The 26,224-nt window shown below is 57.0% G+C and carries 24 protein-coding genes; 13 read left to right on the plus strand and 11 right to left on the minus strand.

The annotated features are described in order from the left end of the window. The 3 genes from AC6IZD_RS06905 to ygfZ form a co-directional block, all read right to left on the minus strand. Window positions 1–675 carry an MBL fold metallo-hydrolase gene (locus tag AC6IZD_RS06905; protein ID WP_497786953.1) on the minus strand — a complete coding sequence of 225 codons (675 nt, stop codon included), beginning with the start codon at window positions 673–675 and terminating at the stop codon, window positions 1–3. A gap of 119 nt (window positions 676–794) precedes the next feature. Next, the gene (locus tag AC6IZD_RS06910) at window positions 795–1,370 is read right to left on the minus strand and encodes a DUF1844 domain-containing protein (RefSeq protein WP_497786954.1); all 576 of its coding nucleotides are present in this window, start codon (window positions 1,368–1,370) and stop codon (window positions 795–797) included. 33 nt (window positions 1,371–1,403) lie between these two features. After that, complete coding sequence (gene ygfZ, locus AC6IZD_RS06915; RefSeq protein ID WP_497786955.1) at window positions 1,404–2,456, minus strand: CAF17-like 4Fe-4S cluster assembly/insertion protein YgfZ; 1,053 nt, start codon at window positions 2,454–2,456, stop codon at window positions 1,404–1,406. A 171-nt stretch (window positions 2,457–2,627) separates the two neighbouring features. Here ygfZ and AC6IZD_RS06920 point away from each other — a divergent pair, with 171 nt between their 5' ends. The 6 genes from AC6IZD_RS06920 (at window position 2,628) to AC6IZD_RS06945 (ending at window position 9,695) form a co-directional block, all read left to right on the plus strand. Further along, the gene (locus AC6IZD_RS06920; protein WP_497786956.1) at window positions 2,628–4,049 is read left to right on the plus strand and encodes a hypothetical protein; all 1,422 of its coding nucleotides are present in this window, start codon (window positions 2,628–2,630) and stop codon (window positions 4,047–4,049) included. 189 nt (window positions 4,050–4,238) lie between these two features. Then, entirely contained in the window at window positions 4,239–5,117 is an 879-nt protein-coding gene (mtnP, locus tag AC6IZD_RS06925; protein WP_497786957.1) for an S-methyl-5'-thioadenosine phosphorylase, read from the plus strand. A 1-nt stretch (window position 5,118) separates the two neighbouring features. Continuing rightward, the gene (locus AC6IZD_RS06930) at window positions 5,119–6,027 is read left to right on the plus strand and encodes a PfkB family carbohydrate kinase (protein ID WP_497786958.1); all 909 of its coding nucleotides are present in this window, start codon (window positions 5,119–5,121) and stop codon (window positions 6,025–6,027) included. Window positions 6,028–6,148: 121 nt separating this feature from the next. Further along, window positions 6,149–7,807 (plus strand): hypothetical protein, encoded by a 1,659-nt coding sequence (locus AC6IZD_RS06935; RefSeq protein WP_497786959.1) that lies wholly within the window; start codon window positions 6,149–6,151, stop codon window positions 7,805–7,807. A gap of 79 nt (window positions 7,808–7,886) precedes the next feature. Beyond that, window positions 7,887–9,302, plus strand: a complete 1,416-nt coding sequence (locus AC6IZD_RS06940; RefSeq protein ID WP_497787564.1) for an ammonium transporter — start codon at window positions 7,887–7,889, stop codon at window positions 9,300–9,302. A gap of 54 nt (window positions 9,303–9,356) precedes the next feature. Beyond that, a complete protein-coding gene (locus tag AC6IZD_RS06945) occupies window positions 9,357–9,695 on the plus strand; it encodes a P-II family nitrogen regulator (RefSeq protein ID WP_497786960.1) in 339 nt (112 codons plus the stop codon). A gap of 76 nt (window positions 9,696–9,771) precedes the next feature. On the opposite strand, the gene AC6IZD_RS06950 is transcribed toward AC6IZD_RS06945, so the two are convergent. The 5 genes from AC6IZD_RS06950 to AC6IZD_RS06970 all read right to left on the minus strand — a co-directional run bounded on the left by AC6IZD_RS06950 (window position 9,772) and on the right by AC6IZD_RS06970 (window position 14,841). Next, entirely contained in the window at window positions 9,772–11,238 is a 1,467-nt protein-coding gene (locus AC6IZD_RS06950; protein ID WP_497786961.1) for a DEAD/DEAH box helicase, read from the minus strand. A 143-nt stretch (window positions 11,239–11,381) separates the two neighbouring features. After that, window positions 11,382–12,677, minus strand: a complete 1,296-nt coding sequence (murA, locus tag AC6IZD_RS06955) for a UDP-N-acetylglucosamine 1-carboxyvinyltransferase (protein ID WP_497786962.1) — start codon at window positions 12,675–12,677, stop codon at window positions 11,382–11,384. Window positions 12,678–12,754: 77 nt separating this feature from the next. Continuing rightward, window positions 12,755–13,873, minus strand: coding sequence for a serine hydrolase domain-containing protein (locus tag AC6IZD_RS06960; RefSeq protein ID WP_497786963.1), 1,119 nt, complete (start codon window positions 13,871–13,873; stop codon window positions 12,755–12,757). After that, window positions 13,870–14,475 (minus strand): hydrolase, encoded by a 606-nt coding sequence (locus tag AC6IZD_RS06965; protein WP_497786964.1) that lies wholly within the window; start codon window positions 14,473–14,475, stop codon window positions 13,870–13,872. Before AC6IZD_RS06965 ends, AC6IZD_RS06960 begins: the two co-directional genes overlap by 4 nt. 192 nt (window positions 14,476–14,667) lie before the next feature. Next, window positions 14,668–14,841 (minus strand): hypothetical protein, encoded by a 174-nt coding sequence (locus AC6IZD_RS06970; RefSeq protein WP_497786965.1) that lies wholly within the window; start codon window positions 14,839–14,841, stop codon window positions 14,668–14,670. Between the two features lie 9 nt (window positions 14,842–14,850). Between AC6IZD_RS06970 and AC6IZD_RS06975 the strand changes: the two genes are divergently transcribed. The 7 genes from AC6IZD_RS06975 to AC6IZD_RS07005 all read left to right on the plus strand — a co-directional run bounded on the left by AC6IZD_RS06975 (window position 14,851) and on the right by AC6IZD_RS07005 (window position 22,551). Continuing rightward, a complete protein-coding gene (locus AC6IZD_RS06975) occupies window positions 14,851–15,597 on the plus strand; it encodes a YncE family protein (RefSeq protein WP_497786966.1) in 747 nt (248 codons plus the stop codon). Window positions 15,598–15,811: 214 nt separating this feature from the next. Continuing rightward, a complete protein-coding gene (locus AC6IZD_RS06980) occupies window positions 15,812–16,462 on the plus strand; it encodes an Ig-like domain-containing protein (protein ID WP_497786967.1) in 651 nt (216 codons plus the stop codon). A 69-nt stretch (window positions 16,463–16,531) separates the two neighbouring features. Further along, on the plus strand, window positions 16,532–17,590 hold the full coding sequence (locus AC6IZD_RS06985; protein ID WP_497786968.1) for a GHMP family kinase ATP-binding protein: 1,059 nt from the start codon (window positions 16,532–16,534) through the stop codon (window positions 17,588–17,590). Window positions 17,591–17,678: 88 nt separating this feature from the next. Further along, window positions 17,679–18,626, plus strand: coding sequence for a CPBP family intramembrane glutamic endopeptidase (locus AC6IZD_RS06990; protein WP_497786969.1), 948 nt, complete (start codon window positions 17,679–17,681; stop codon window positions 18,624–18,626). A gap of 64 nt (window positions 18,627–18,690) precedes the next feature. Further along, window positions 18,691–19,773 (plus strand): hypothetical protein, encoded by a 1,083-nt coding sequence (locus tag AC6IZD_RS06995; protein WP_497786970.1) that lies wholly within the window; start codon window positions 18,691–18,693, stop codon window positions 19,771–19,773. Between the two features lie 138 nt (window positions 19,774–19,911). After that, window positions 19,912–21,552 carry an NAD+ synthase gene (locus tag AC6IZD_RS07000; RefSeq protein WP_497786971.1) on the plus strand — a complete coding sequence of 547 codons (1,641 nt, stop codon included), beginning with the start codon at window positions 19,912–19,914 and terminating at the stop codon, window positions 21,550–21,552. 54 nt (window positions 21,553–21,606) lie between these two features. Further along, window positions 21,607–22,551: a thioredoxin domain-containing protein gene (locus AC6IZD_RS07005; protein ID WP_497786972.1), complete on the plus strand. Its 945-nt coding sequence runs from the start codon at window positions 21,607–21,609 to the stop codon at window positions 22,549–22,551. A gap of 145 nt (window positions 22,552–22,696) precedes the next feature. On the opposite strand, the gene AC6IZD_RS07010 is transcribed toward AC6IZD_RS07005, so the two are convergent. Genes AC6IZD_RS07010 through AC6IZD_RS07020 form a run of 3 tightly spaced genes read right to left on the minus strand, consistent with a single transcriptional unit; the run spans window position 22,697 to window position 26,198 of the window. After that, on the minus strand, window positions 22,697–24,553 hold the full coding sequence (locus tag AC6IZD_RS07010; protein WP_497786973.1) for a secretin GspD/PilQ domain-containing protein: 1,857 nt from the start codon (window positions 24,551–24,553) through the stop codon (window positions 22,697–22,699). Window positions 24,554–24,574: 21 nt separating this feature from the next. Next, window positions 24,575–25,402 (minus strand): HAD family hydrolase, encoded by an 828-nt coding sequence (locus tag AC6IZD_RS07015; RefSeq protein WP_497786974.1) that lies wholly within the window; start codon window positions 25,400–25,402, stop codon window positions 24,575–24,577. After that, complete coding sequence (locus AC6IZD_RS07020; protein WP_497786975.1) at window positions 25,371–26,198, minus strand: TIGR00282 family metallophosphoesterase; 828 nt, start codon at window positions 26,196–26,198, stop codon at window positions 25,371–25,373. The genes AC6IZD_RS07015 and AC6IZD_RS07020 overlap by 32 nt, the downstream gene beginning before the upstream one ends. Window positions 26,199–26,224 lie beyond the last annotated feature (26 nt).

Consider the following 26,224-nt stretch of genomic DNA (forward strand, 5'->3'; position numbering starts at 1 on the left):
TCACAGCTCATTCTCCAGATCGATCTCAATGCGCAAGCCGTCATAGGCCAGGCGCACGTCAGGTGGCAGTGCATCGTTCGTTGCTTGATGTGGCAGGTTGTGGCTGATGTGTGTGAAGAAGGTCTGTGCTGCACCAATCTGCGATGCGACTTTCAGAGAGTTCTCAACCGTCGAGTGTGTCGGATGCGGCTCATGCCGCAGTGCATCCAGAAACACTACATTGACCCCCTGCAGCATGCGAATCGAGTTTTCCGGCACCGTGCTGAAATCCGTGAGGTACGCAAACCGCCCGATCCTGTATCCAATAATCTCGTTGTCTTCGCCATGCAGGATTGGCACCGGAATCACCTTCAGGTCCAGCAGTTCAAAAGGCGCGCTGATCTCCTTGAGCTCCACCTTGGCGAGCCCGCCATACTTATAGTTGTCGTCGAAGACGTACTTGAATACCGATTGCAGAACCCGCGAGGTCTCCGCCGTTGCATACAGCGGAAGTCTCGACCCGCCAGTCACTCGCGAATACGTCAGCGGTCGCAAGTCGTCCAAGCCAAGAATGTGGTCCGCATGCCCGTGCGTGTACAGAACCGCATCCAGCCGGTCGATCCCTTCGCGCACAGCTTGTTCGCGGAAGTCGGGTCCGCTGTCGATCATAATGCGGTGGCCGTCCCACTCGATCATCACCGAGGGGCGCGTCCTCCGGTCTCTTGGATCGGCCGAGTGGCACACCGCACAGTCGCAACCTATCGTGGGCACGCCCATGGATGTGGCGCTGCCCAGCACTGTCAACGTGCCCTTCTTCACTTCCGCGGAGCCCCCGGTGCGCCCGGCGCTTTCTGCATGGCCTCGCGCTGGATCATGTTCACAATTTCCATGTACGTCATGCGAAGCTGAAAGACTGTGTTCTGCAGGATCGCCTGCTCCTGCTCGGTCAGGTTGCCCTTAGTCTTCTCTTCGAGAACGCCAACGAGATCAATCATTTGCCGCAGACCTACGATGTCCACCCGGCGTTCTGCGCCCGTTTCCATCGCTCCGGCATACATCATTGCCGTCTGCACCAGCATATCCAGCAGATGAATGAATTCCATCTTCTGGCCGCCAAACGCACTCCGCTCGTTCTCAGCGTTGTATCCGGTCTCGCCCATCGGACTCGGTGCGGGAGCCTGCTTTGGCTTTGCCTCTTCCTTCTTTTGCTCGGGCTTCGCTGGTTCCGGCTTGGGAGCCTCCGCTGCGGGTTTCTCCGGCGTGGGCGTGCTAGCCACCGTCGCTTTTGAAGCCTCACTCGACTCTGCCTGCGCTTCTGGACGAGGCTCGCCATCAAAGTTGAACTTTCTGCGGTCTGTCACTACGAAATCAGGCTTCTTCTCTTTTTCCATCTGCCTCTTCTCGCTTACCAGAATTCGAACTCGCTAGAACTGAATCGGCAGGGGCACGAGTCTTGCGACCGCTTCGCCTGCCTTCAACTGAGAATCCTGCGCAGCAGCTTCTCGTCTTATGAAGCCCAATGCCACCGTGCGCGTTACGCCACCCACAACCAATTCTGCACTGCTCGTAATCTCGCCAAGCTCCTTATCGCCGGCCATTACCTTGGTCCCGCGTTCCGGAGCCTTCCCGTCCACCACCAGTCCTGAGAACTTTCGATGAACGTTGCCCCGTGAATGAACTCGCTCCACTATCTCCTGCCCGATGTAGCAGCCTTTGGAATGATGCAATGCGTAGTCCTGTCCCGTTTCCTGGGCCAGTTCTCGCTGTCCAATGTCCACTCCCACGCGAGGTAGCCCGAGCAGGATTCTTTGCCACTCCAGCGCCTCTGCCCCAACCGGCACCGCGCCCGCATCAACCAGCGCTTTCCAGAACGCCTGTACGTTTTCCGCCGCCAGCCAGAGTTCGTACCAGTCGCGCACCGTCACGGGATCGCGCACAACTGAGTAGCTTATGCCTCGCCAGCTTCCGTCCACGATTTGCCCTGGTTTCGCCGTCGCTGCATCAACGCCCAGTTTCCCGAGGATCTCGACCGCTTTTGGCCCTGCCACCCCAATGGAGGTCAGTCTGCCGCTGATGTCGCCCAGTTCCACGTCGTCCATGATGATGTAGTGGTCCAGGAACTCGCGTACTGTGGGAATCTGCGCCGCCTCGCTCTCCAGCACATAGAAGTCGCCGCGTTGGAAAGCCATCAGGTCTCCCTGAATCCTCCCTTGGGCGTTCAGCAAGTAGCTGAAGTTGCCAAAATCCTGCGCAAGGTCGCGAGTGTTGTTCGTGACCATGCCGTTCAGCCAGCGCACGCGATCCTCGCCTCGCACGACCAGCTTGCCCCGCCAGCTTAGGTCAAAAACGCCGCATCCATGCCGCAGCGCTTCCAGTTCCTCTGCCGCCGAACTAAACCGCAACACTGTTTCAGCCCCGGCATAACTGCCCAGCGCCAGTTGCGCTCCGAATTTTCCAATCAGGGAAGTAGAAGACATAATTTTGCACGTCAGCCGAACCACCGATTATATCCAACGTCGCCGCTTTCTGTTTCCCATCGCCAGCCAGCTCCGAACATCGTCGCCTTAAATGCGCAAATCGCCGTCTAAAGCCCGTTCAGCTTCACTCAAGTGTTATCTTTTCAGCGTAGCGCATCACCAAGGACGTGCATGGCACCGACTCGAAAACTGCTCCGGCTCCTAGCTCTGTTTCTCTCGTTCACCATGCTCGCCTCCGCGCAGCAGCCGCCTGCGCCCGTTCCCGAAGCAGCTCCCGAACCCGAGCACCACATCAGCGAAGCCGAAGCCAAAGAGTTCTTCCGCTCCCTCGATGACCTACTCAAATTCGCCTCCGACCGTACCGGCTTGCCCATTCATCACCCAGTGAAGAAGAAGCTTGCCACTCGCGAAGAGGTGGCCAAGTACGTCGAGCAGCGTATGAAAGATCAGGGCGATGGCGAGCGTTTCGACCGTTCCTCCCTCGCTCTCAAGAAACTGGGCCTTCTCCCTCGTGACTTCAACCTTCGCCAATACATGCTCGGCCTCTACAAGGAGCAGGTCGAGGGATGGTACGACGCCCACAGCAAAACCGTGTACCTGCTTGACTGGGTTGCCCCCGACCTTCAGAAGCCCGTCATGGCACACGAACTCGTCCATGCTCTGCAAGATCAGAGCTACGACCTTGAGAAGTGGCTGAACGTTCGCAAGGACTCCAAAAACGAAACCGAGCAGATGGTCATCGACGAGCAGCGCACCGCTCGACAGTCCATCGTCGAGGGGCAGGCCATGGTCGTGCTGTTCGATTACCAGCTCACACCAGTAGGGCAGACTGTCGAGAGCGCTCCCGACCTCGTCGATTCGATGCGAGCCTCTATCGCCGACGAAGACTCCACGCCCATGTACAACAAGGCCCCCGTCTATCTTCGCGAAGCCATGCTGTTCCCCTACACATTCGGCATGGATTTCGTTCGCACGATTCTCACCAAGCGAGGCCGGGACGCAGCTTTCGCCGGAGTGCTTTCCAACCCGCCGCTCGACACGCGCCAGATCATGGAGCCCGCCACCTACCTGAGCCACGAGCCTCAGGTGCAATTCGAAGTGATTCCCTTGGAGAAGGTGCTCGGTCCCGGCTGGCGTCGCGAAGACTTTTCCGGCATTGGGGAAGTCGATCTCCGCGTCATCCTTCGCCAATGGGCAGGGAAGGAAGTAGCCTCGAAACTATCGTCTAGCTGGCGGGATGGCTACTACATGACACTAGCCAACAAGAAAGCCCCCAAGGATGCGCCCATCCCTTTGGCGCTGGTCCTTAACTTTTCCACCCCCGATGCTGCCAATAACTTCGCGGCCATCTACCAGGCCGCGCTCTCGGAGCGATACAAATCCGTGCACCCCGGTACTCCGCGCCAGTGGAATACCGAAGAGGGAACCATGCGTCTTTATATCGACGGAGCCACTGCCATCGCGCTCGAATCGTTCAGCCCCGAGGAGTCCGCGAAGATACACGACGCACTCAAACCCGCGATCCGCAAGCCGTTCGACATCGTGCCTACTCCCGTTACGCCGGAAACTGCGACCCCTGCGCCCACGTCTTAATGAGACGTGTGATCGTACTGAGTGTGTCATCCTGAGCAAAGCGAAGAATCCCTACCCAACAGCCCAAGCCTTTAATCACCGCTCCCAAACATTCAAGAGCGCAACACTCGCCTACCTCCCTGCGCTCAGCCATTCACTTCGGTATAATCAGCTTTTCCGCTCACTTATTTGCACGCGCAGGAGATTGAATTGGCACAGGCAGAGATCGGCATAATCGGCGGCAGCGGCCTTTACTCGATGAAGGGCCTCACCGACATTCACGAAGTTAAACTCGAAACTCCTTTCGGCTCGCCATCGGACCCTTATGTAATCGGAACTCTTTCCGGACGCAAGGTTGCCTTTCTCGCCCGTCACGGACGTGGGCATCGCATCCTTCCCACCGAGTTGAACTTCCGCGCCAATATCCACGGCTTTAAGCAGCTTGGTGTTGAGCGCATTTTGTCCGTCTCCGCCGTTGGATCTCTGAAGGAAGAGCATAAGCCTACTGACTTCGTCATCCCCGACCAGTTCTATGACCGCACCAAGCAGCGTGTTTCCACCTTCTTCGGAGAAGGCATCGTTGCGCACATCGCATTCGGAGATCCCGTCTGCCACGAGCTTGCCGAAACCGTCGCCAAGGCGGGAGCCGCCGCCGGAGTGGTCACCAAGAGTGGTGGCACCTACGTCTGCATGGAAGGCCCACAGTTCTCCACCAAGGCCGAGAGCAATGCTTATCGCGCCATGGGATTCGATCTCATCGGCATGACCAACCTCCAGGAAGCAAAACTCGCGCGCGAAGCCGAGATCTGCTACGTCACCATCGCCATGGTCACCGACTACGATTGCTGGCATCCCGGACATGACAACGTCACCGTCGAGCAGATTGTGGCAGTACTCAACAAAAATGCCGAGAATGCCGCTGAAGTGGTTCGCCAAGCCGTCGCCATACTGCCCAGCGAGCGCCATTGCAAGTGCGGACAGGCACTAGCCACGGCTATCATGACCGCTCCTGACGCGATTCCTCCTGCCACCCGGATCAAGCTTGATCTGCTGGTCGGCAAGTACCTCAGTGCAAAGGCGGGGGCATAAATTGTCCATTCTTGTTGTTGGTTCGGTTGCCTTTGACACGCTGAAGACTCCATTTGGCGAACGCACCAAGATTCTTGGCGGCGCCGCTACGTACTTCTCGCTTTCGGCCAGCTTCTTCACCCAGGTGCGCGTCGTGGGCGTTGTCGGCGAAGACTTCACCTCCGAGCACGAATCTGTCCTGACCAAGCGCGGAATCGACACTCGTGGCATCGAGCACGCGGCAGGGAAGACCTTCCACTGGGGCGGGGAGTATGGTGAAAACGTTAACGAGGCGAAGACCAATTTCACCGACCTCAACGTGTTCGAGAACTTCGCCCCTAAAATTCCTGCCGAATACGACGACTCCGAGTTTCTGTTCCTTGCGAACATTCAGCCCGACTTGCAATTGGACGTGCGCCGCAAAATGCCCCGCGTCGCTCTAGTCGGCGGCGACACCATGAATCTCTGGATCAACATCAAGCGTCCCGAGCTTCTCGAAACATTGAAGGAAGTCGATATTCTCCTCATCAATGACGGTGAAGCGAAGATGCTGTCTGGGGAGAACAGCCTGGTCCTTGCGGCCAAGAAGATTCTCACTATGGGGCCGCGTTCTCTGGTCATCAAGCACGGCGAATACGGTGCCACGATCTTCTTCGGTGATGGCTCATATCCGTTCCGTGCTCCGGCCCTGCCAATCGCGGAAGTCAAGGACCCGACCGGTGCTGGGGATACGTTCGCTGGCGGCTTCATGGGCTACATTGCATCACAGCCCAAACTGACCCCGAGTGTGCTCAAGCGCGCGATGTTCTACGGAAGCGTCATGGGTTCGTTTGCGGTTGAGTGCTTCGGCCCAGAGCGCCTTCTCTCGCTCACGCACGACGAGATCGAAGCGCGCTTCAAGCTGTTCCGCAACCTGACCCACCTTGACTAGCGCAGGCCGAGGTCGCAATGAACATGGGTGACCCAGGTTCGCCGCGCTGCGTGGCTAACCTGGGATAGCAGAATGTTGAAAGAGTAGTGATTTTGTTTTCAAGAACGAGGCTCGAACTGCAATGAGAGAACGTCAGCGACGAGGCGACCTAGCCTTCGTCTCAGCTTTGGCTGCATTGCTTTCGCTCCTCGCTTTCACATGGTTCTATCGCAATGGAGACATCCTTCTCTACGGCGATGCCGTTGCCCACCTGAACATCGCACGCCGAATCGTTGATTCTCGCTACCCGGGTTGGGATCAGATTGGCACGGTCTGGCTTCCATTTCCGCACCTTCTGGTCGCGCCCTTTGTGGCCAGCGATCAGTTATGGATCAGCGGCGTTGGGGGATCCATTCCATCGATGTTTGCCTACGTCCTTGGGGTCGTGGGAATCTTCCGTCTAGTGCGTGCGCGCACTTCCATTGCGGCGGCGTCCCTTGCTGCGTCAATCTACGCATTCAATCCGTCGTTGCTCTACATGCAATCAACGGCGATGACTGAAACCATCTTCCTCGCCGCCGTGATCTGGGCGCTGGTTTACTTCGATGAGTTTCTCCGCGGCCTACATCCAGAAGCAGGCGATGCTCCAATGCTTCCAGCCTGGCGTGCGATAGAGCGCTGCGGAATGTGCTTGGGAGCGGCTATCTTCACGCGCTACGACGGATGGATAATAGCCTTCATATTTGGCATCTGTGCTGTTGCTGCTGCTCTTCGTTGGTACAGTCAGCATCCATCGCAGCGCGAGGTCGGACGTCTTGCGCGTTCGCTGTTCTCGTTCCTCTTGCTGCTTGCGCTGTGTCCCGTCCTTTGGCTTGCGCATAACTACAAGACCACGGGACATCCGCTCGATTGGTTCAACGGTCCCTATTCCGCCAAGGCCATCGAAAAGCGTTCTACTCCCAAAGGTGATCCGCCCTATCCGGGCAAGAATCACATGGTTGTCGCCGCTCAGTACTTTCTGAAGGCCGCGCGCATGAACACCGGCGAAGGATCGCGCCAGAACTGGCTCATTCTTCTCGCTACGGCCGGAGTCCTCGCCTCCGCGGTTCACCTTCGGCGGTTTGCCCCATTCTTTCTGCTCTGGATACCGTTGCCGTTCTACGCCTACTCAGTCGCTTACGGCAGCGTCCCGATATTCGTCCCGGAATGGTGGCCTTTCTCGTATTACAACGTGCGCTACGGACTCGAACTCCTGCCCGCAATTGCTGTCTTCGTGGGCGCCTTGCTCTGGGCCATTTCGCGTCTCAATCGCCCAAAGCTCACCTTCGTGACCACGTTTGTTCTGGTTATTGCGACTCTGTTGTCATTTAGCTCGTCAGCCTGGTGCTTTTCTCCTCGATCGCATGACCGAAACTGGGGCCGAAAGTGGATGATTCCTATCTGCTACCGCGAAGCCTACGCCAACAGCCGAGGTCGGCAGCAACTGGAAGCTCAGGTCGCACAAGCCCTAATCGCAGTGCCGAAGAACGCTACGCTCATGATGTACACAAGCGATTACATCGGGGCCGTTCAGAAAACGGGAATTCATTTGAACCGTGTTGTCTCCGAGTCAACGTACGTCGCTTGGGACGCGGCACTTAGCGCCCCTTTTGCCACAGCCGATTACATCATCGCCGTTGATGGAGATCCGGTAGCCGAGGCCGTACGCACCAATCCCCGCGGTCTCACCAAGCTCATGATCATCCATACCCTCGGCAAGCCGACTGTCACCATCTATCGCAGCCTACGTTCCCGCTTCTAGGTTCGATAAATTTTATTTCTTATCCAAGCAGGGCAAAAACGGGTTAAATAGACGAAATCCAGCTTTGGAGAACGTGGTGATCTTAACCTCGGGGTCTGCTGCCCCATTACTTCGCCGCTTAAGCCTGCGCCTGTTTCTGCTACTGTTGCTATTCTGCTCGATTGCCGCCACCGCTCAAACCGCTTCGCAACCGCAACTTGCAGATCTTCAACGTCAGATCGCCGAAGCCCGCAGCAACGCCGACAACTCCTGGATGCTGGTCAGTTCGGCCCTTGTGCTCATGATGACTGGGCCCGGGCTTGCGCTCTTCTATGGTGGCCTGGTCCGCCGCAAGAACGTGCTCTCGACGCTGATGCATAGCTTCGCGATGATGGCCGTCGTCACCGTCATCTGGGGCGTAGTTGGATTCAGCCTCGCATTCGGTCCCGGCAACAGCTTTATCGGCAATTTCCATCACCTGTTCCTGCACGGAGTTGGCGCCGCACCGGATTCCGATTACGCGGCGACAATTCCGTTCGAAACATTCATGGTGTACCAGTTGATGTTTGCCATTATCACTCCGGCTCTCATCTCTGGCGCGTTTGCTGAGCGCATGAAGTTCAGCGGAATGCTCGTTTTCCTTAGCCTCTGGTCGCTGTTTGTCTACTCCCCCATGGCACACATGGTCTGGGGTAAGGGCGGACTGCTCAACGCTGCACTCGGTGGACGTTTCCCATGCCTCGACTTTGCCGGAGGTACAGTCGTACACGTCACATCGGGCGTTTCGGCGCTTGTCTGCGCTCTCTATCTCGGCAAACGTAAGAATTACCCTCACGAAGTCGTCCCGCCCCACAGCGTAGTGCTGTCGTTTGTCGGAGCCTGCATGCTCTGGGTAGGCTGGTTCGGATTCAATGCGGGTAGCGCTCTCTCTGCCGGGAGCTTGGCAACTTCGGCATTTGTTACTACTCACTTCGCAGCCGCAGCCGCCGCGCTTGGTTGGTTGGCTGTTGAATGGATCCGCGAAGGTCATCCGAGTGCGTTAGGAGGCATTTCCGGTGCGGTCGCTGGATTGGTTGCCATAACTCCTGCTGCCGGATTTGTCGGCCCCATGTCGGCGCTCGTGATCGGATTCCTCATCGGTCCGATCTGCTACTTCATGGTTGCCAAAGTGAAGGCTCGATTCCGTTACGACGACTCGCTGGATGCTTTCGGCGTTCACGGAGCTGGCGGCACGATAGGCGCTATTCTCACCGGCGTTTTTGCGAGCCATTACGTCAACCCGGTTTTTAAGGATGCACAGGGAAATGTGTTAGGCTCCGGTCTGTTCGACGGCAACGCTCACCAGCTGCTCAATCAGTTTGTGGGGGTCATCATCGCTTGGATCCTTGCAGCGGCCGGCACTCTCGTGCTGCTCAAGATCACCGATTTAGTCGTAGGATTGCGCGTTACTGACGACCAGGAAGTTGAAGGGCTCGACCTCTCGCAGCATGGTCAGGAAGGTTACGCAGCCGATTAATGGTTCCGCAGGCGCAACATTTGCGCTCTGCGCTGGCATGAAAGAGCAAACATTATGACGAAACTCGAAGCAGTCATCCAAACCGCCAAACTCGACGCTGTGAAAGAAGCACTCTTCGCAATCGGCGTCGACGGACTCACTGTCCTCGAAGCTCGCGGCCACGGACGCCAGAAGGGCCATACCGAGTTCTATCGCGGTCGCGAATACAGCGTCGATCTTCTCCCAAAGATCAAGCTTGAGATCGTGCTCAGCGATGATCGTGTCGATGAAGTCGTTCGGGCCATCATTGGTGCGGCTCAAACAGGCAAGATCGGCGACGGAAAGATTTTCTTGTCCCGCATCGACGAAGCCATCCGTATTCGCAACGAAGAACGCGGCAACGACGCCCTCTAGCTCGCAACGAAAATGCCCCATATCTACGTAGCTTGTAGATATGGGGCATTTCTTCATCGGCCTAGCGAATTCAGAGTTACCGGCGCTTATCTTTGAAGCGTGCTGCTCCTTCTCGTTTCCTGCCCTTTTCCGCCGACCCCTGTTTCTTTCCGAACTTCTTCTTGAAACCAAATTTCTTCTTTCCCGGCACAAAGCTCTTACTCTTCGGACGAGCTTGGCTTTTGTACGGTCCCGGATCTTCCAGTACCTCCGGGGCCGGCAGTGATTCGCGTCGCATGCGGACAAGAACCGCCGCCACCTGCTCCGCGCTGAGTTCCTGCAACAACACTCTGCCCGCTGCCAAATCTTCTTCCGCCGGAGTCTCTGCTCCCGCCACGATCTCTCGCACAAGGTTGGCCTGATCCCGCGTCCGGATCGCCTTTGCCGAAGGTGCCGCTGACCATGTTGCTTTGATCTTCGCCGACGCGAACAAACGTTCGGCTGCTCCCCGGTGCTGCGCCGTCACAATCGTCACCGAAACTCCTTTGCGTCCCGCGCGTCCAGTACGTCCGCTCCGGTGCAGCAGGATCTCCTTGTTCTGCGGCAAATCAGCATGAATCACCAGGCCGAGGTCCGGCATGTCCAATCCGCGCGCGGCCACATCGGTCGCCACACAAACTCTTGCCCGCCCATCACGAAGCGCCTGTAGTGCCGTCGTACGTTCAAACTGTGTCAGCTCTCCCGACAGTGCGACCGCCGAAAATCCTCTCTCCCTCAAACTCGCGTGCAAATGCCGCACCGCATCTCGTGTCGAGCAGAAAACCAGTGCTCCCGGCGCATCGATGTAACGCAGCGAGTTCACCACTGCATGTTCCATATCTCGCGGAGCAATCAGGAATGCGCGATGTTCGATATCGGCATGCGGTTCATTCTCCGACGACAGCGCCATCCGCATTGCCTCGCGTTGATACGCTCGCGCCAGTCCCAGGATCGACTTCGGCAGCGTCGCCGAAAACATCAGTGTGCGCCGCTCCGTCGGGGTAGCTTTCAGCAGCAGTTCGAGCTCTTCGTGAAACCCGAAATCCAGCATTTCGTCCGCTTCATCCAGAACCACCACCCGAATATCCGACAGCTTTAGGAATCCACGTTCAAGATGGTCGGCCAGGCGTCCCGGAGTACCCACAATCACATGCGGTCCCGTGCCAAGCGCTTTCTGTTCTCGCCGAATATCCATGCCGCCCACGCATGCGACCACGCGTGCGCCTGCATCGCCCAGCAACCATCCCAGCTCTTTCTGAACCTGCAGAGCCAGCTCGCGCGTCGGAGCCACCACTAGGGCGAGCGGCCGCTTCGCACGGTCAAATCTCTCCGCCTCTCCTAGCAGGGAATCTGCCATCGTCAGACCATACGCTACGGTCTTACCCGACCCAGTCTGCGCCGACACAAGCAGGTCGCGCCCTGCGGCTTCTGGACGCAGCACGGCCTCTTGAACCGGCGTTGGTTCTGTGTAATTGCGCGCTGCGAGTGCTCGCAGCAAACTTGGATGACCATCAGAAAAAGACATATTTCCAGTATAGGTGAGTATTCAGGTTCTACGCTGTTTCGTCAGCACGGGCCCCTACCAATGCAAATGCCCCAGCCCTGCCGTTCTCAGCAGTTCTGGGGCATTTGTTTTGGATTTATGCGTTTCTTGGTCCGATCAAACGCCTATACGCCGACGCGCTTTGGCAGCAATTCCCCAATACGTTTCACTTGGGCTCCCACTCCGCGCAGCTTCTCTTCTATCCGTTCATAGCCACGATCCAGGTGGTACACACGATCGATGATTGTCTCGTCCTGTGCTACCAGTGCTGCGAGCACCAGCGACGCCGAAGCTCTCAGGTCGCTGGCTTGTACCGCAGCTCCGCTCAGCACGCTTTTGCCGCGAACCACCGCGCGCCGTCCCTCGATCTTGATGTTCGCTCCCATGCGGCTCAGTTCAAGCGCATGCATAAAGCGGTTCTCAAAGATGTTTTCCGTGATGATCGAGGTGCCTTCTGCTTGCGTGACGAGCGCCATATACTGCGCCTGCACATCGGTCGGGAATCCCGGATACTCTTCGGTTGAAATATCCGCGCCCTTCAGCGGAGCCGCGTCGCCCATCACGCGCACGCAGTCCTCGCCAACCTTGACCTTGATGCCGACCTCTTCCAGTTTGTTCAGCAGGGAAGTCAGGTGCTCCGGTTCGCAGTCCGTGAGCATCAAGTCCCCCCCCGTCAGCGCCCCGGCGATCAAATACGTGGCTGCCTCAATGCGGTCTGGGATGATCTTGTGCCGCGCTCCATTCAGCTTGTCGACGCCCTTCACGCGAATGGTCGATGTCCCGGCGCCTTCGATCTTCGCTCCCATCTTGGTCAGCAACTCGGCCAAGTCCATAACTTCGGGTTCGCGAGCACAATTCTCCAGAACCGTGTCGCCTTCGGCCAGCACCGCCGCCATCAGAATGTCTTCGGTGCCCGTCACGGTGATCTTGTCGAACGAATAGTGCGCGCCCTTCAACTTCGCCGCCCGAGCTTCGATGTACCCGTGCTCGGTCACGATCTTCGCGCCCAGCTTTTCCAGACCCTTGATGTGTAGATCAATTGGACGCGCCCCAATTGCGCACCCTCCAGGAATTGATACCCGTGCAAAGCCGACTCTCGACACCAGCGGCCCAAGTACGAGTGACGAAGCCCTCATGGTCTTCACCAGTTCATAGCTCGCCTCGGGGTTTTTGCTTAGATTCTCTGCGCAAATCGTCGTCCGGTGTTGTGCGCGCCCATATCCCAACTCCACATCGGCGCCCATAGCCGCCAGCAAGCGGCGTTCGGTTTCGATATCCCGAACCTGCGGAATGTTGTCGAGGATGACTGGTTCGTCCGTAAGAAGTGCCGCCGCCATGGCTGGCAGCGCGGCGTTTTTCGCGCCACTGATTCTGATCGTACCCAGCAGCGGGTTCCCGCCGCGAATGACTAGCTTGTCCATGAGAAGAAGTAAACCTTTATGAATGCTGCTTTTCTATGATTCTACACACTCCAGCATCACGCTATCCGGCGCAACCCTCATTCCTTATCTAGTGCTTCTACGAGTGCATCGTGCACCGCAGGGCGAACCGCCCTTATGGCCTGGTTCTTCGCATCTGGCCACGTCCTGTTCGTCAGGAGCGTGACCGAGAGCCCTCGCTCGGGATCGCACCACAGCGAGGTCCCCGTGTAGCCCAAATGCCCAAATGATCGCTCTGAAAACTTCGTTCCTGATGACGATGGCTGTGAAGGAGTGTCCCAACCCAACGCCCGCGAAGTCCCCTTGGGCAGATCCTCGCGTTTGGTGAAAAGCCTCACGGTTTCTTGTCTGAACAGTGGTGTGCCGCCGTTCAAAATGCATCGCGCAAAGCGAGCCACCGATAACACATCGCCGAACAAACCTGCATGCCCGCCAACGCCTCCCATCGCCCAAGCGTTTTCGTCATTCACCTCACCCTGAACGATGCGATGCCGGTATTCATGATCGTTCACAGTCGGGCAACAGCCTTCAATTTTCTGCGATTGCGAGCTAAACCTGAATTTCAACTGCAACGGAGCGAAGATTTCCTCGGCACAAAACTGATCCAGACTTTTTCCCGCAATTCGCTCCAGCAACTCGCCCAGAATGATGAATCCGATATCGCTGTATTCCGCTCGAGTCATGGGCTCCGCTTCCATCGGGACCCGCGTTGCCGCCGCGACCATCTGTTCCCGTCCCGCGTGTTCCAGGTACAGCTTGCGGTGGGCCGGAAGACCCGCCGAATGGGCGAGTAGCATACGAACGGTGATCTTGTTTCTACGCGGGTCACCGTCGGCGAACTCCGGGACCACATCCACAACCCTTCTGTCGAGTTGCAGTTCCCCTCGCTCGTACAGCAACATCGCCATCGGCGTCGTGTCTAGCACCTTTGTGAGCGATGCCAGATCCCACATCGTGTCGCGAGTAACGGCCTCGGCCCCACGATCGTATGTGAAGCGCCCAAAACCTTTCCACGCGACCAGTTCCGCGCCCAGCGTCACGGCTAGCGCCGCTCCAGGAAAGGATTTGTTCTCAACAGCCCCTTCGATCACCGAAAATGCGGCGTGAAAACGTTGCTCCTGATCCGACGTAGCGTCGACCAGCGCCAGAGCGTTCCCCACGATCTTTCCGTTCTTCACTTGATGTACGGCAACATTTCTTTGAACTGTGCCGTCCCGCTCTTTCTCAGCAGCTCGTAAACCATCATTTCCGTCGAGGAAATCACACATCCTGCTGATTCCATCCGTTCCAGGCCGACCTTCCAGTTCCAGTCGTTCCGGGAACCCACGGCGTCCGAGGCCACGTGCACCATGTATCCGGCTTCGAGCGCGCCCAACGCCGTTTGCGTAACGCAAATATGGCTTTCGATTCCGCAAAGCAGGATCGTTGTGCGGTGCTCAGCCACCTCATGCAGGCTGTTGCGAAAACGATCTCCTGCAAAGCAGCCGAATTCCATCTTGTCGATCGTGTCTGACTTGCCTGCCAGCTCCGCAATCTCCGGAACCGGGCATCCGAGCCCTTTGCTGTATTGCGTAGTCACCAGCGTCGGAATCTCCAATATGCTGGCCAGCTTCATCAGCATTCTGGAATTCTTCACCACGTCTTCGCGATTAACGATGGCGGGCAGAAGTCTCTCCTGGATGTCGATGACCACCAGTGCGCATTGACTTGCGTCGAGAGTCCGTCGGGCTATGGGTTCTGTGGTCAGTCCAGCCAGTCCGGGAAGGGTAGAAGGATTCATCGCAAGCTCCTGTCCTCGATTTCGAACCATTGTGCGAACACCTAAGCCTACGCTACCGACCGCACAGGGTTCCAGATGCGCCCTGAATTCTCTCTGGGCAGCAGTCTTCACCTACACTGCATCCATTAACGTGTGAACCTGTCCTATTTCGCCTGTTTAGTTCGACAACTTGCCCTGGTCTTAGTCGCTCCCTTACTTGTCACCGCCGTTACACCTCCGGCGCTCAAGCAGATAGCGGTGCTCGATATCCCCGGCCGGCCGGGTTTCGACGAAATTGCCCTCGTCCACGGAATGATTCTCGTGTCCCATGGCGGCGCCGGGACTGTTGACCTCTTCGATCCCCAAAAACGCCGAGTTGTAGGACATGTTCGGGACATGTCCTCCCCGCGCGGTGTTGTTTACGACGAGCACGATCACCTCGTTTACATCGCAAATTCGGGAGCTCGCAACATCGTCGTCATTTCCACCGATGATTGGCAGGTGAAGCGCACTATCCCCGTCGAATTTGCGCCCGATTCGTTGTTCCTTCTCCCCGCCGAACACGTTCTCTACGTCACTTTTCCCGAGGCCCAAGCCATCGTCGCGCTCGACCTCACCTCCAACGCTCAACCGGTCTCGTCCGTCAAGGTGGAGGGATCTCCGAACACTTTTGCATTCGATGCGTCGCGGCACCAACTTTACCTGACTTTGCAGGACCGCCGCAGCATCCTGGTCCTCAGCCCCTCTCTCAGGACGATCACGCGTTTTGAGCTCAACGCCTCGGAGCCTACCGGGATAGTCTTCAGCTCCAAGCATGACCGCCTCTACGTTGCCGTCCGCTATGCCGTACTTGCACTTGACCCCGGCACAGGGCAGGAAGTCTCTCGCTCTGCCGTCGCCGGAGGCATCGATCAGCTAACTCTTGATGAGGGAACCAGTTCGCTCCTTGGCGTCTCCAACGGCTCTGTTTTCATCCTTCCCATTTCCAGCACCGTGGGCGCTGCCAGCGAGATGCCGCTCGACGTCAAAGGCCACACCTTCGCCTATGATTCCGCAACCGGATACTTGTACGTTCCAGGAGGCCGCGAGGGCCGGTCGAAGCTTCTCGTTCTGAAGCGTCTGACTCCCAAGTCCCCCTCGTAACCGCACTAGCGAAACTTCCGCTTTTACCGTCGTAAGCTCGTGTTTCGCGAGGGTGGATACGTTTGCGCCGATTTCAGCCTGAACCTGCCACTCTGAATTCCGTCTACAGCTTTGCTCCCGTAATTTCCAAAGCTGGCGTCTGGAAGAGGAGAGCGCCTCATGACTCCGCCGCTTTGTCGCGTAAGGGATGCAATCACGAAAAAGCGGAGACTCAATGTCTATCTCAGGCAAATTGCGAGTGGCGATGGTGCTTTCTAGCCTCTTGCTGGTTTTGTTTTGCAGTTCATGTGCGGGGTTCTGGGTTTCCGAAAGCTCCATTGACACTGTCGTTATCAGTCCCAACACGCTGTTGTTGAAGAAAGGCGAGATCGCCGATCTCATTGCCACAAGCACAACCGTGGGTGGAGCCACCTCCGACGCGACGAGCACAGCCACTTGGACCACAACACCCATCTCGTCCGACATTGCCTCTGTCTCCAGCGCAGGCGAAGTCACCGCCGCGTCGAAGGGAACAGTTGTTGTGAATGCCGCCTCTGGTGGAGTCACGGCAACGGCTAACGTGCTTGTGGCAAATTCCACCCTTCCAAGCACCATCAGCATTTCTTACTCGGCTTCATCTACGACCGTTCTTCCATCCGCGACTTTTCAGGTCAAGGCCACTGGCCTTGTGGATGGGATCAATACCAATCTGACCACGTACGTGACTTGGTCCAGTAGCAACACCAGCGCTGCGACCATTGACGTCAACGGGAAAGTCACCGTTCTCAGTACTGCGGTCGCCGGAGCCACCTTCACCGTCACGGCCACCGCAAACACCGCAAGCAGCACTGTCACCGGCACTTCCAACGCGTTCACCGTGGAATAGCCCTTTCCAGGCTGCTTGCAACAAAAAACAGCTTGCGATGCGACTTCCCCTACGTGATACAAATGGTTCATGCCTGCAAAGAATGCCATGCAGCCGGGCGTAATTGCCCGGGCTGCTTGCCGTGTAGATCTCGCTGGCGGCACCGTTGATATGTGGCCGCTTTACCTGTTCCATCCGGGTTCGGTTGTCGTGAACATCGCTGTTCAGGTAATGACTACCTGCCGCATCGTCCCAACATCCGGACGCGCTATCGAACTCTTCTCGACCGACACCGGACTCGCGGACACGTTTCCCAGCATGCAGGCCTTGCGAGAGGCGCCGAAATATCAACATGCCCTCGCCGCATATCTTCTGCGCTTCTTCTACCCATCGCAGGAGCCCACTACAGGCTTCCGCCTCGAGACTCATTCCGAATCTCCTGCAGGTGCCGGAATCTCCGGTTCCTCGGCTCTTATGATCGCCTCGACTGCCGCGCTCGCTCGGTTTTCCGGACGGCGGCTGTCCCCCGAGCAGATTCGCGAGATTGCGCAGAACGTCGAAGCACAGCTCATACGCGTCCCTACCGGATGCCAGGACTATTACCCAGCTCTTTATGGCGGGGTCAGTGCGGTTCAACTCGACGTGGATGGCATTCACCGCGAGGTCATACCCGCCGACGCCGACGAAATCGATCGCCGATTTGTTCTCGCTTACACGGGAGCCCCGCGACAGAGCGGCATCAACAACTGGGAGGTCTTCAAGAGCCACATCGATGGCGACCGTCGCATCTTCCGCAATTTCGAGCGTATCCGCGAGATCGCCCGCGCCATGCGCACCTCTGTGTCCAATGCCGATTGGGATGAAACCGGACGCCTTCTCCGAGAAGAATGGAAGTTGCGCCGGACCAACGCTCCGGCCATCGCCACACCGCTCATCGACGAGCTCATTTCCATTTCGCGAAAGAATGGAGCCACTGGTGCCAAGGTGTGCGGAGCCGGAGGTGGCGGCTGTGTGCTCTTCATGATTGAGCCGGATGCTCGTTCACGTGTCGAGCAGAAGCTCACCGCCGCCGGAGCGCAGATCCTGCCGTTTGCTGTCGCTCGCAAGGGCGTTTCTGTCGGCTATGTGAAAGCCGCAGCGAGCAGGTGATCCCCGTTGCTCTCTGTGTCGAACTGGAACAGGTTGCCGTGAGTGCTGGCGCTGAGTATGCTTGAGGTCTGATCGAATCACAGCGTCCATGCCCCAGCCCCAGCACATGACCGGAGCCGACCAATTCGAGACGCAGCGCCCCGGAAACATTCATCCTGTGCCTGCGTTATTGCCGCCGCTTGTTCGGTTCATGGTGGCTTCCACTTGGACGTTCGGCGTCTTCTGGGGCAGTGGATTCGTGTACGCGCTCTTTCCCGAGCACAACCTGATCCCCGGACTCCTGTTTCGCCTCGTGGCGTGCCTGCTTACGGCCGCAGGATTTGCTTTCTTCGTCCGAATTCTTGATTACAACTTCGCACCATTCCCCATCGCTCTAGGCCTGCCGTTCGATTTCACCGCTGGCCGTCAGTGGGTTACTGGCCTCCTTCTCGGAGGAGTTCTGATGGGCGCGGACGTTCTCATGATCGAAGTTTTCGGGGTCGTCCAGTTTCACATCCACCTTAACCGCCATACTCTTCTGCGCGCAGCCGCTACGGTGGTGCTGCTCCTCTTCGGAGCTCTGCTTGAGGAGCTTTCCTTCCGCGGTTATCCGTTCCAGAAACTCACCGAAGCTCTCGGCCCATTTTGGGCGGTAGTTGGGCTTTCAGCTCTCTTCGGAGCTGTCCACCTTTGGAATCCAGACGCGAAAGGTTTTTTGAGCTGGGGATTCTTCAACACGCTTGCAGTCGGTGTGCTTTTTGCATTAGCCCGCATTCGAACCGGCTCACTCTGGTTCTCTTTTGGCCTGCACTTCGGCTGGAATCTATTTCAGGGCGCAGTGTTTGGTCTTCCAGTAAGCGGCATGCGTGAGTTTTCGAGCATCATTGTTGCGTCTGTTCGTGGTTCGGTGGCTCTCACCGGCGGCAGCTACGGCCCTGAAGCAAGTGCAATCTGCAGCATTGTTCTGGTTGTCGCATTACCAGCGTTGTGGGTTGTCACTTCTTGGCGCAATATCCAGCATCACCCGCCCAGTCACTCCGCCCCAGTCAGCATCTAAAAACTGCATGCGCCTTGCTGGATTCCCGGCGCTATAATCCCCAACACGCATTGGGAGATTTGCAATGAACTCGCTGGTAGTATCGCCAAAGTCTCTTAAGCCCATGGAACGGAACCTCGTGTTCGCTGCCACCCTGCTGGTTGCGCTGCTCGTTCCTGCGCTTGCCAGTGCTTCCGATGCGAAGTTTTCAGACAATCAGCGCCAGCAGATCATTCGAACATTCCTCGCCGAGCGCCCTTTCGTTCACCGGGCGTTGCCACGCGGCAAGACGGGCCTCCGCGTAGAAGACGAGAAGCTTATGCCATCCGAGGCCGAACTCAACCAACTGGTTGCGCAGTTCGGTCCTGCGGCCAAGCCCGGCGATCGCGCCAGGATCACGGCAATCAAGTTCGTTCGTGATGGCATTTTGTTTGAGATCAACGGCGGTTCCGTAAAGCGCAAGAAGTGGACCGACCGCATCAGCGTAGGAATTGGCGGTGTCAATGCTGGCGATCCGAGCCAGCGTCAGCAGCCGCAAGAGCAACAGCAAGGCGGCGATCCTTCAAACGTCTATACCGACTCGACGGGTTCCTCAATCCTGCTTGTCTGCAAACATGACTCCGCATCTCTCACCACTGACCGAATCAAGGACCTGCTCGCGCCAGTACTCGACTTCAAAGCGATGACGGTGGCCGAGGCCTATCAGAAGAGCCTTCCTCCGGTGCTGGCTGAGGCCGTCAAAAAGCACCGTGCGCTCGTAGGAATGGACAAAGAAATGGTGACCTACGCTCTCGGGCGTCCTCCGCACCGCCTGCGTGAGAACAAGGACGGCAAAGATATCGAAGAGTGGATTTACGGTGCGCCTCCACAGAAAGTAGATTTCATCCGGTTTTACAACGACAAGGTCATCAGCATTGAGGAAATGAAAGTTACTGGCGAGAAGATCGTTCGCGATAAAGATGAAGTCGGCGATATCGGCATACTCGATGCTTCGACCAAACAGCAGAAACGTCCTGGCGAGGCCACCCCAGACGAGGAACGCCGTAGTGCTCCATCTTTGCTGCGGCCGGACGAGAAGCCAGCCGTGACGCCTACTGATGGCCCGCGTGACCCGAATCCGATGCCCATACCCGATGGCCCTGCTTCGAACGCGCCTAATCGAAATTAGTACCTGCCGTTTTTCCATCTACCGCTTGACTGGCCATTGCCAATTCAGGCGGTAGGGAATTGCTTTCGTTCGGCGATTATCCGGCACTGAGAGTAGCTGAACTTCCCCCTCACCCCTTCTGCGCTTTACACTAACTCTGTGAAGATTGCACTCGCTCAGATCAATCCCACTGTTGGAGACTTCACTGGCAATGCCGCCAAGCTCCGAACCTTCACTGAGAATGCACGCTCCCGAGGTGCAGACCTCGTTGTGTTTCCCGAACTGTCGGTCTGCGGGTATCCGCCTCGCGACCTAGTCGAAGTTCCTAGTTTCATCGCGCGTGCGCGCCAGGTTCTGGAGGAGATTGCTTCAGAATTTCCAGACGTCGCAATCATCGTGGGTTTCCCATCGCCAGCCGCGTCCGATACCGGCAAGACGGTCATGAACTCCGCAGCGCTCCTGCGCGAGGGGCGCATCGATTTCATACAGTCCAAGCGATTGCTTCCCACTTACGACGTATTCGATGAATCTCGCAACTTCGCTCCTGCCGCCGTTCAGCGCCTGTTCACCTGCAAGGGCAAGTCGATCGCGCTCACCATCTGCGAAGACGCATGGAACGACAAGGCGTTCTGGAGCCGTCGTCTGTACGGCTCTGATCCGGTTGAAGACCTCGTTCGCGCCGGAGGGCAGATTGTCCTAAATATTTCCGCCTCGCCGTTCAACGTTGATAAGCGTGAACTTCGGCAGGCCATGCTTGCTAGCATTGCCCGCCAGCACAAGGTGCCCGTTCTTCTGGTCAATCAGGTTGGAGGCAACGACAGCCTCGTTTTCGACGGATCAAGTCTCGCCCTCAATCCTGCCGGAGAACTCATCGCACAGGCTCGCTCGTTTGAGGAAGACCTCATCCTCGTCGACACCGATACCATGACCGGCGACATGCACAATCAGGTTGAGGGATTGGAGGGAAGTGCTTACGCCGCGCTCGTCCTCGGCACACGCGATTACGTCCACAAGTGCGGATTCAAGAAGGTTGTGGTTGGCCTAAGCGGAGGCATTGATTCCGCTCTCACTGCCGCGGTTGCCGTTGACGCGCTTGGCGCCGAGAATGTCATCGGCGTCTCCATGCCAAGCCAATATTCTTCTGAAGGCAGCATCACTGATGCGCAGGAATTGGCCACCAATCTCGATATCTGCTTCCAGGTCGTCCCTATCCGCGAGATCTTCGAGTCTTACCGCAACGCCTTGTCCGGTCTATTTAAGGGCATGAAAGAGGATGTTACAGAAGAGAATCTCCAGGCCCGAGCCCGCGGCGCAATCCTCATGGCCGTAGCCAACAAGTTCTCAGCGCTTGTTCTCACCACCGGCAACAAGAGCGAACTCGGCGTGGGTTACTGCACTCTCTACGGCGACATGGTGGGAGGACTTGCTGTCATCTCCGACGTTCCCAAGACGTTGGTGTATGCGCTTTCACGCTACGTCAACTCCAATCGCAAGCTCATTCCCGAGGCGTCTATTACGAAGCCTCCTTCGGCCGAACTGCGTCCCGATCAGAAGGACAGCGATTCGCTTCCGCCCTACGATGTTCTCGACCGTATTCTCGAGGAATACGTAGGCAATCTCAAATCGGCGCCGGAAATTGCCGCCATCACCGGCTTTGATGAAGATGTAATTCGCTTCGTCATTCGCCTCATCGACCGCAGCGAATACAAGCGCCAGCAGGCCGCGCCCGGCATACGCATCTCAACCAAGGCTTTCGGCGTGGGACGTCGTTTTCCCATTGCTGCTCGCCACCAGGTCTAGTACAACTTGCGAATCGGCTGTGTTCAACGGACAGCCTGTTTAAGGAAAGAATTGATGCGCAATCTTCTCAAGTGCTCAGCCGTACTGTTGCTCTCGTGTTCTCTGTTTGCTCAGCCGGCGAAACTCGCCGCGAAGTCTGCTCCTACCACAAAAACACAGCCTGCTGGGGCGCCAACCCAGGAAACAGCAGAAGCGTTCTTTCATCGGATGTTCGGCTACGATCCGAACCTACAGGTGAAAGTGCTGAACATCGGAGCCTCGAGCATCCCCGATCTGTACGACATCACGGTTGCATTTGTCACTCCTGAGGGACAGCAACTGACACACTTCTACGTTACCAAGGATCAGCAGCACGCTATCGCCGGAGACATCGTTCCGTTTGGCGTAGATCCATTTGCTGCCGATCGCCAGAAGCTCGCGCAGTCAGCATTCGGTCCAACCAAGGGGCCTGCCGACGCGAAAGTAACCATTGTTGAGTTTGCCGATCTCGAGTGCCCGTCCTGCAAGGACGCAGCCCCCGTGATGGAAAAGCTGCGCAACGATTTCCCGCAAGCTCGATTTATCTTCCAGAGCTTCCCACTATCGCAGATTCATCCTTGGGCCGTGCGAGCCTCATCTTACCTCGATTGCATTGCCCGCACGAATCAGGATCAGGCTTACACCTTCATCGAGGCCGTATTCACTCACCAACGCGATATTGAGAACGCCGTGCGCAAGACCGACGCCAACGGAAACATCTCTGTGGACAACGCTACCGTTACCGAACGCATGCGCCATTACACTGAAATGGCGGGTGCTGACCCTGCCAAAACGCAAGCTTGCGCCGAGAGCAACGAAACTTCCGAACGCATAAATCGCAGCGAACTTCTGGCGAAGGCCTTGAATGTGACCGGCACGCCTACGCTCTTTGTGAATGGCCGCCGCATCGGTAATCCGACTAATGCTCCCTACGAAGCTCTGAAGGCGATCATCAACTTCGAAATCGGGGAGGCGAAGTAGCAGAATCGCACACTCGAACGTCCAACACCCCACCTCGCTCAGTTTTGCGGGCTTGGTGGGGTGATTAGTTTTTGGAAGAGCGTTTTCTGAGGAAAGCAAAGGCCAGCGGTGTTGCTCACTACCTAGACCAACAAAGTCTCAATCTCTATTTTGGAACGACTGTAGGGATCGGCACATAAGTCCCCTTACCGCTCCTCAAGGAAGTGACATACGGAGTTAGGACGATCAGCAATTCATCTCCGACCTTCTCTTTAGTTTCGTACGAGAAAGCCTTTCCCAGCACCGGAACCATCGACAGCAGTGGAATTCCATTGATGCTCGCCGTCTCACTCTTGCTCATCAATCCAGCGATCACGATGGAATCTCCGCTGTTGGCGCTGATCGTGCCCTTTGATTCGCGGCTCGTAATCACCGGGAGCCCGTTGACCTGTGTGGTTCCAAGCGCGCGCATCGCCATCTCGTAATCCATGCTCACCAGCGTGCCATGCACGTGCGGCGTTGTCTTCAGCGTGAGTCCCAGGTCTTCATACGAAAACTGCGGCAGCGGCACCGAAGCCGAGACAGAACTACCGATTCCGAGTGATGACAGCAGGCTGCTTGCCGCGCTGCTCGCCGAAAACTGCGAACTGACGATCGGATAGCGCTCTCCCACTTTCAAGGTCGCAGGTTTCCCATGTGCTGAACGTAGAAGAACGTCCTGCACGGTTCGCGCGCTCGACCTATTTACAGAAAGCTTCAGCGATGTCTGCGGAATCGTCACACCCGTCAGCGTAATACCTCCGCCAAATGTCCCAAATGGCTGACCGAGCACACTCGAAGAACCAGAAGATGCAAGCAGTGCGGCCAGAATCGTCGATGTGTTCACGGTTTGTCCGGCAGACTGCAGCGCCGCGATGATCTCTTGTAGCTGCCCGCTATTCACAAGGTTCTGGATCTCTGTGCCGACATTGAAGACCGTGAACTCGTTCGGTACTGAGGTCCCCAGGTCTCGCGTGAATGAAGTAGAAATCTGGAAAACCTTCACGCCGACCATCACCGTCGGCGTCGTGTCTTCCAGTCCCTCCAGGAACTCCGTGATGGCGTCGATCGTCGCTTGGGGCGACCGGACCACGATCGTTCCTTTTCCGGCATTCTGCGAGATGTATCGTAGGTCGAATAAAATGCGCAGCGACGTTGTGAGGTCGTTCAGTTCCTGTGCCGACGCTGCTCCCTGTGCGTAGAACGTGCGCAGCGTCATCTGAATCAGGTCGCGCCGATTCTCCGGAGTGTCGTTAGCCACCAGCACTTGCCGATCCGTCATCGGGATCAAAAGCACTTTGGCCACGCGTGCTAGGATCTGCGAACCGGTGTCCCAGTCCACGTCGTCCAGCTTGATCCTTACGTTTCGCGATTGCAGTCCCTGATCCGCTACGGCTGTAATTCCATACAGTCGAGCGAACTGCGTCATCATGTCTGTCGAGTTCCCGCGATACTCGAAACTGTGCGCGCCGTGCGTGGGTTGCAGCCGTGTCTCGGCCAGTTCGGGCGTTAGCTTAGCATCGGCCATCTGTTCGGGAGGGGGTAGAGCATCGCGCAGTCGCTGTTGCGCATATTCGTCTGCGGGGTCAAATTCCACCGCCTTACGAAAAGCGAGCAGTGCGGCTTCTTTATCGCCCTTCTGCATCGCCTCGTTACCTCTTCGCAACTGGTTCGAGGCTACCTGCTGGCCAATAGCTGTTTCTGCCGTTGCATAAACGGCGTCACGCGGAGATATCGCGCGTGCATCCCGCAGTTTGTTCAGCGCCTGCTCGTACTTCTGCTCCCGGGCAAACTTCACCCCCGACTCGTACAGAGCCTTTGCCTTCTTCTTATCTGCTTTTGCAATTCCGCAGGAGGGGAAGTCCTTTTCGTAGTCTGAACAGGGCTGCTGAACCTTGGGCGGCTCTACGCGCGTTGCAGTGTCTTCTGCATATAACACGCCTCCAGTCAGGAGCGCAGCCGCGAGCAGGGCAGAGCGAAGCATGACCCGAATTCTACCGGAATCTTAAAGCTCCGTGTAACTCCACAGGGTTTCGCAACATGGGACACACATATCCGGCTCTTCTTTCGCCAATTCCAGCAGCGAGAATATGCCGGTAGCCACCGCAATGACCGGAACATCGCATGCTTTTGCCGCAATCACATCTGCCGGAGTATCACCCACAATGCAGACCCGAGCTTGCTCGTTCTTCAACCTGCGCTTTGCTTCCTCAATGCCCCAACGGAAAATCTCGCTGCGCGTTTCGTAGCGATCACTGAACGATCCGAAATCGAAGAACTTGTCGATTTTGGCCGACTTTAGCTTCGCCCAACCAACCTTCTCAAGGTTGCCGCTCGTCAGACCGAGAAGTTTCCCCGAGCTTTTCATTTCCGACAGAAGTTGAGGAATTGCCGCGCACGATTCCGCTCTCAGGTCGTGTGCGTGCGACTCTACTTCGGAGCAGATCCGGTCCATTGCTGGTTTCAGCGCACCGCGAGCTTCATCCTCTTCCATTCCCGCCTGCGCCAGAGCATCCAGCAGAATGATCGGGTCTGTGCTGCCTTGAATCGGAATACCATCTAGCGTCACGGGCTTGCCAAACAATTCGTTCAAAGCCGTCAAACACGCGTTGTAGTGGATTGCGTCCCGCGAGATCAGCAGCGTGCCGTCGATGTCGAATAGGTACGCATCGAACGACCGCCAATTGAATCCTCTTGGCAGGTCTTCATTGTTCTTGAAGCCCTCTGCCGCCCGGACGATCGCACCATCGCTCCGTGATCCTGCAATGTTCGCGTGACCGTTTGCCTTGCTCGCCGTTTTCTTACCAGCCGATTTCTTTGTCGCTCTTGCCATTCTCGTCCACCATGATCCGTTTTATCGCGCGAGCTTTTCCGGTGTTTTCATCACAGTCCACCAGCACCGCACAAAAATGCACATCGTTTGACGCAGCTTCAAACCTTCCCGGGAGACTCGTCAAGAATCTCTGCAGAACCAGTTCCTTCTGCACTCCAATAACGCTATCGTATGGGCCTGTCATGCCAACATCGGTTTGGTACGCCGTGCCTAGAGGCAACACTCGCGCGTCCGCCGTCGGAATATGCGTATGAGTCCCAATCACCGCCGTCACGCGCCCATCCAGATACCATCCCAAGGCGATCTTTTCCGACGTCGCCTCGGCATGGAAATCCACGAAGATCACCTTCGCCGAAATCTCCTTCAGCAGCTTATCTGCAACGCGAAACGGGTCGTCGATGTTTGCCATGAAGACGCGCCCTTGCAGATTCACCACCGCATAAGGCACGCCTGCCCGCGACTTACCCTCGAACACGCCCACGCCAGGCGTACCTGCAGGGTAATTTGCCGGACGCAACACCTTCCGTGCTTGACTGTACGGCTCGGTCACTGCCGCATTGAAGTACTCCACCAGTTCGCGCTTGTCCCAAACGTGATTTCCGGTGGTAATCACCTCTACGCCCAAATCAAAGAACTCTTCCGCAATGGCAGGCGTAATTCCAAAGCCCCCGGCCGCATTCTCTCCATTTGCGATGCACAGATCGACTTCGTGCTCCTTTAGAAGCCCCGATAGCTGCTCATGTACGATCGTGCGTCCCGGCCTGCCAAAAATGTCCCCAATGAACAGTATTCGCAATCCTTATGTCCTCAACCATCCATGCT

The sequence above is a fragment of the Koromonas humicola genome, assembly GCF_059726255.1.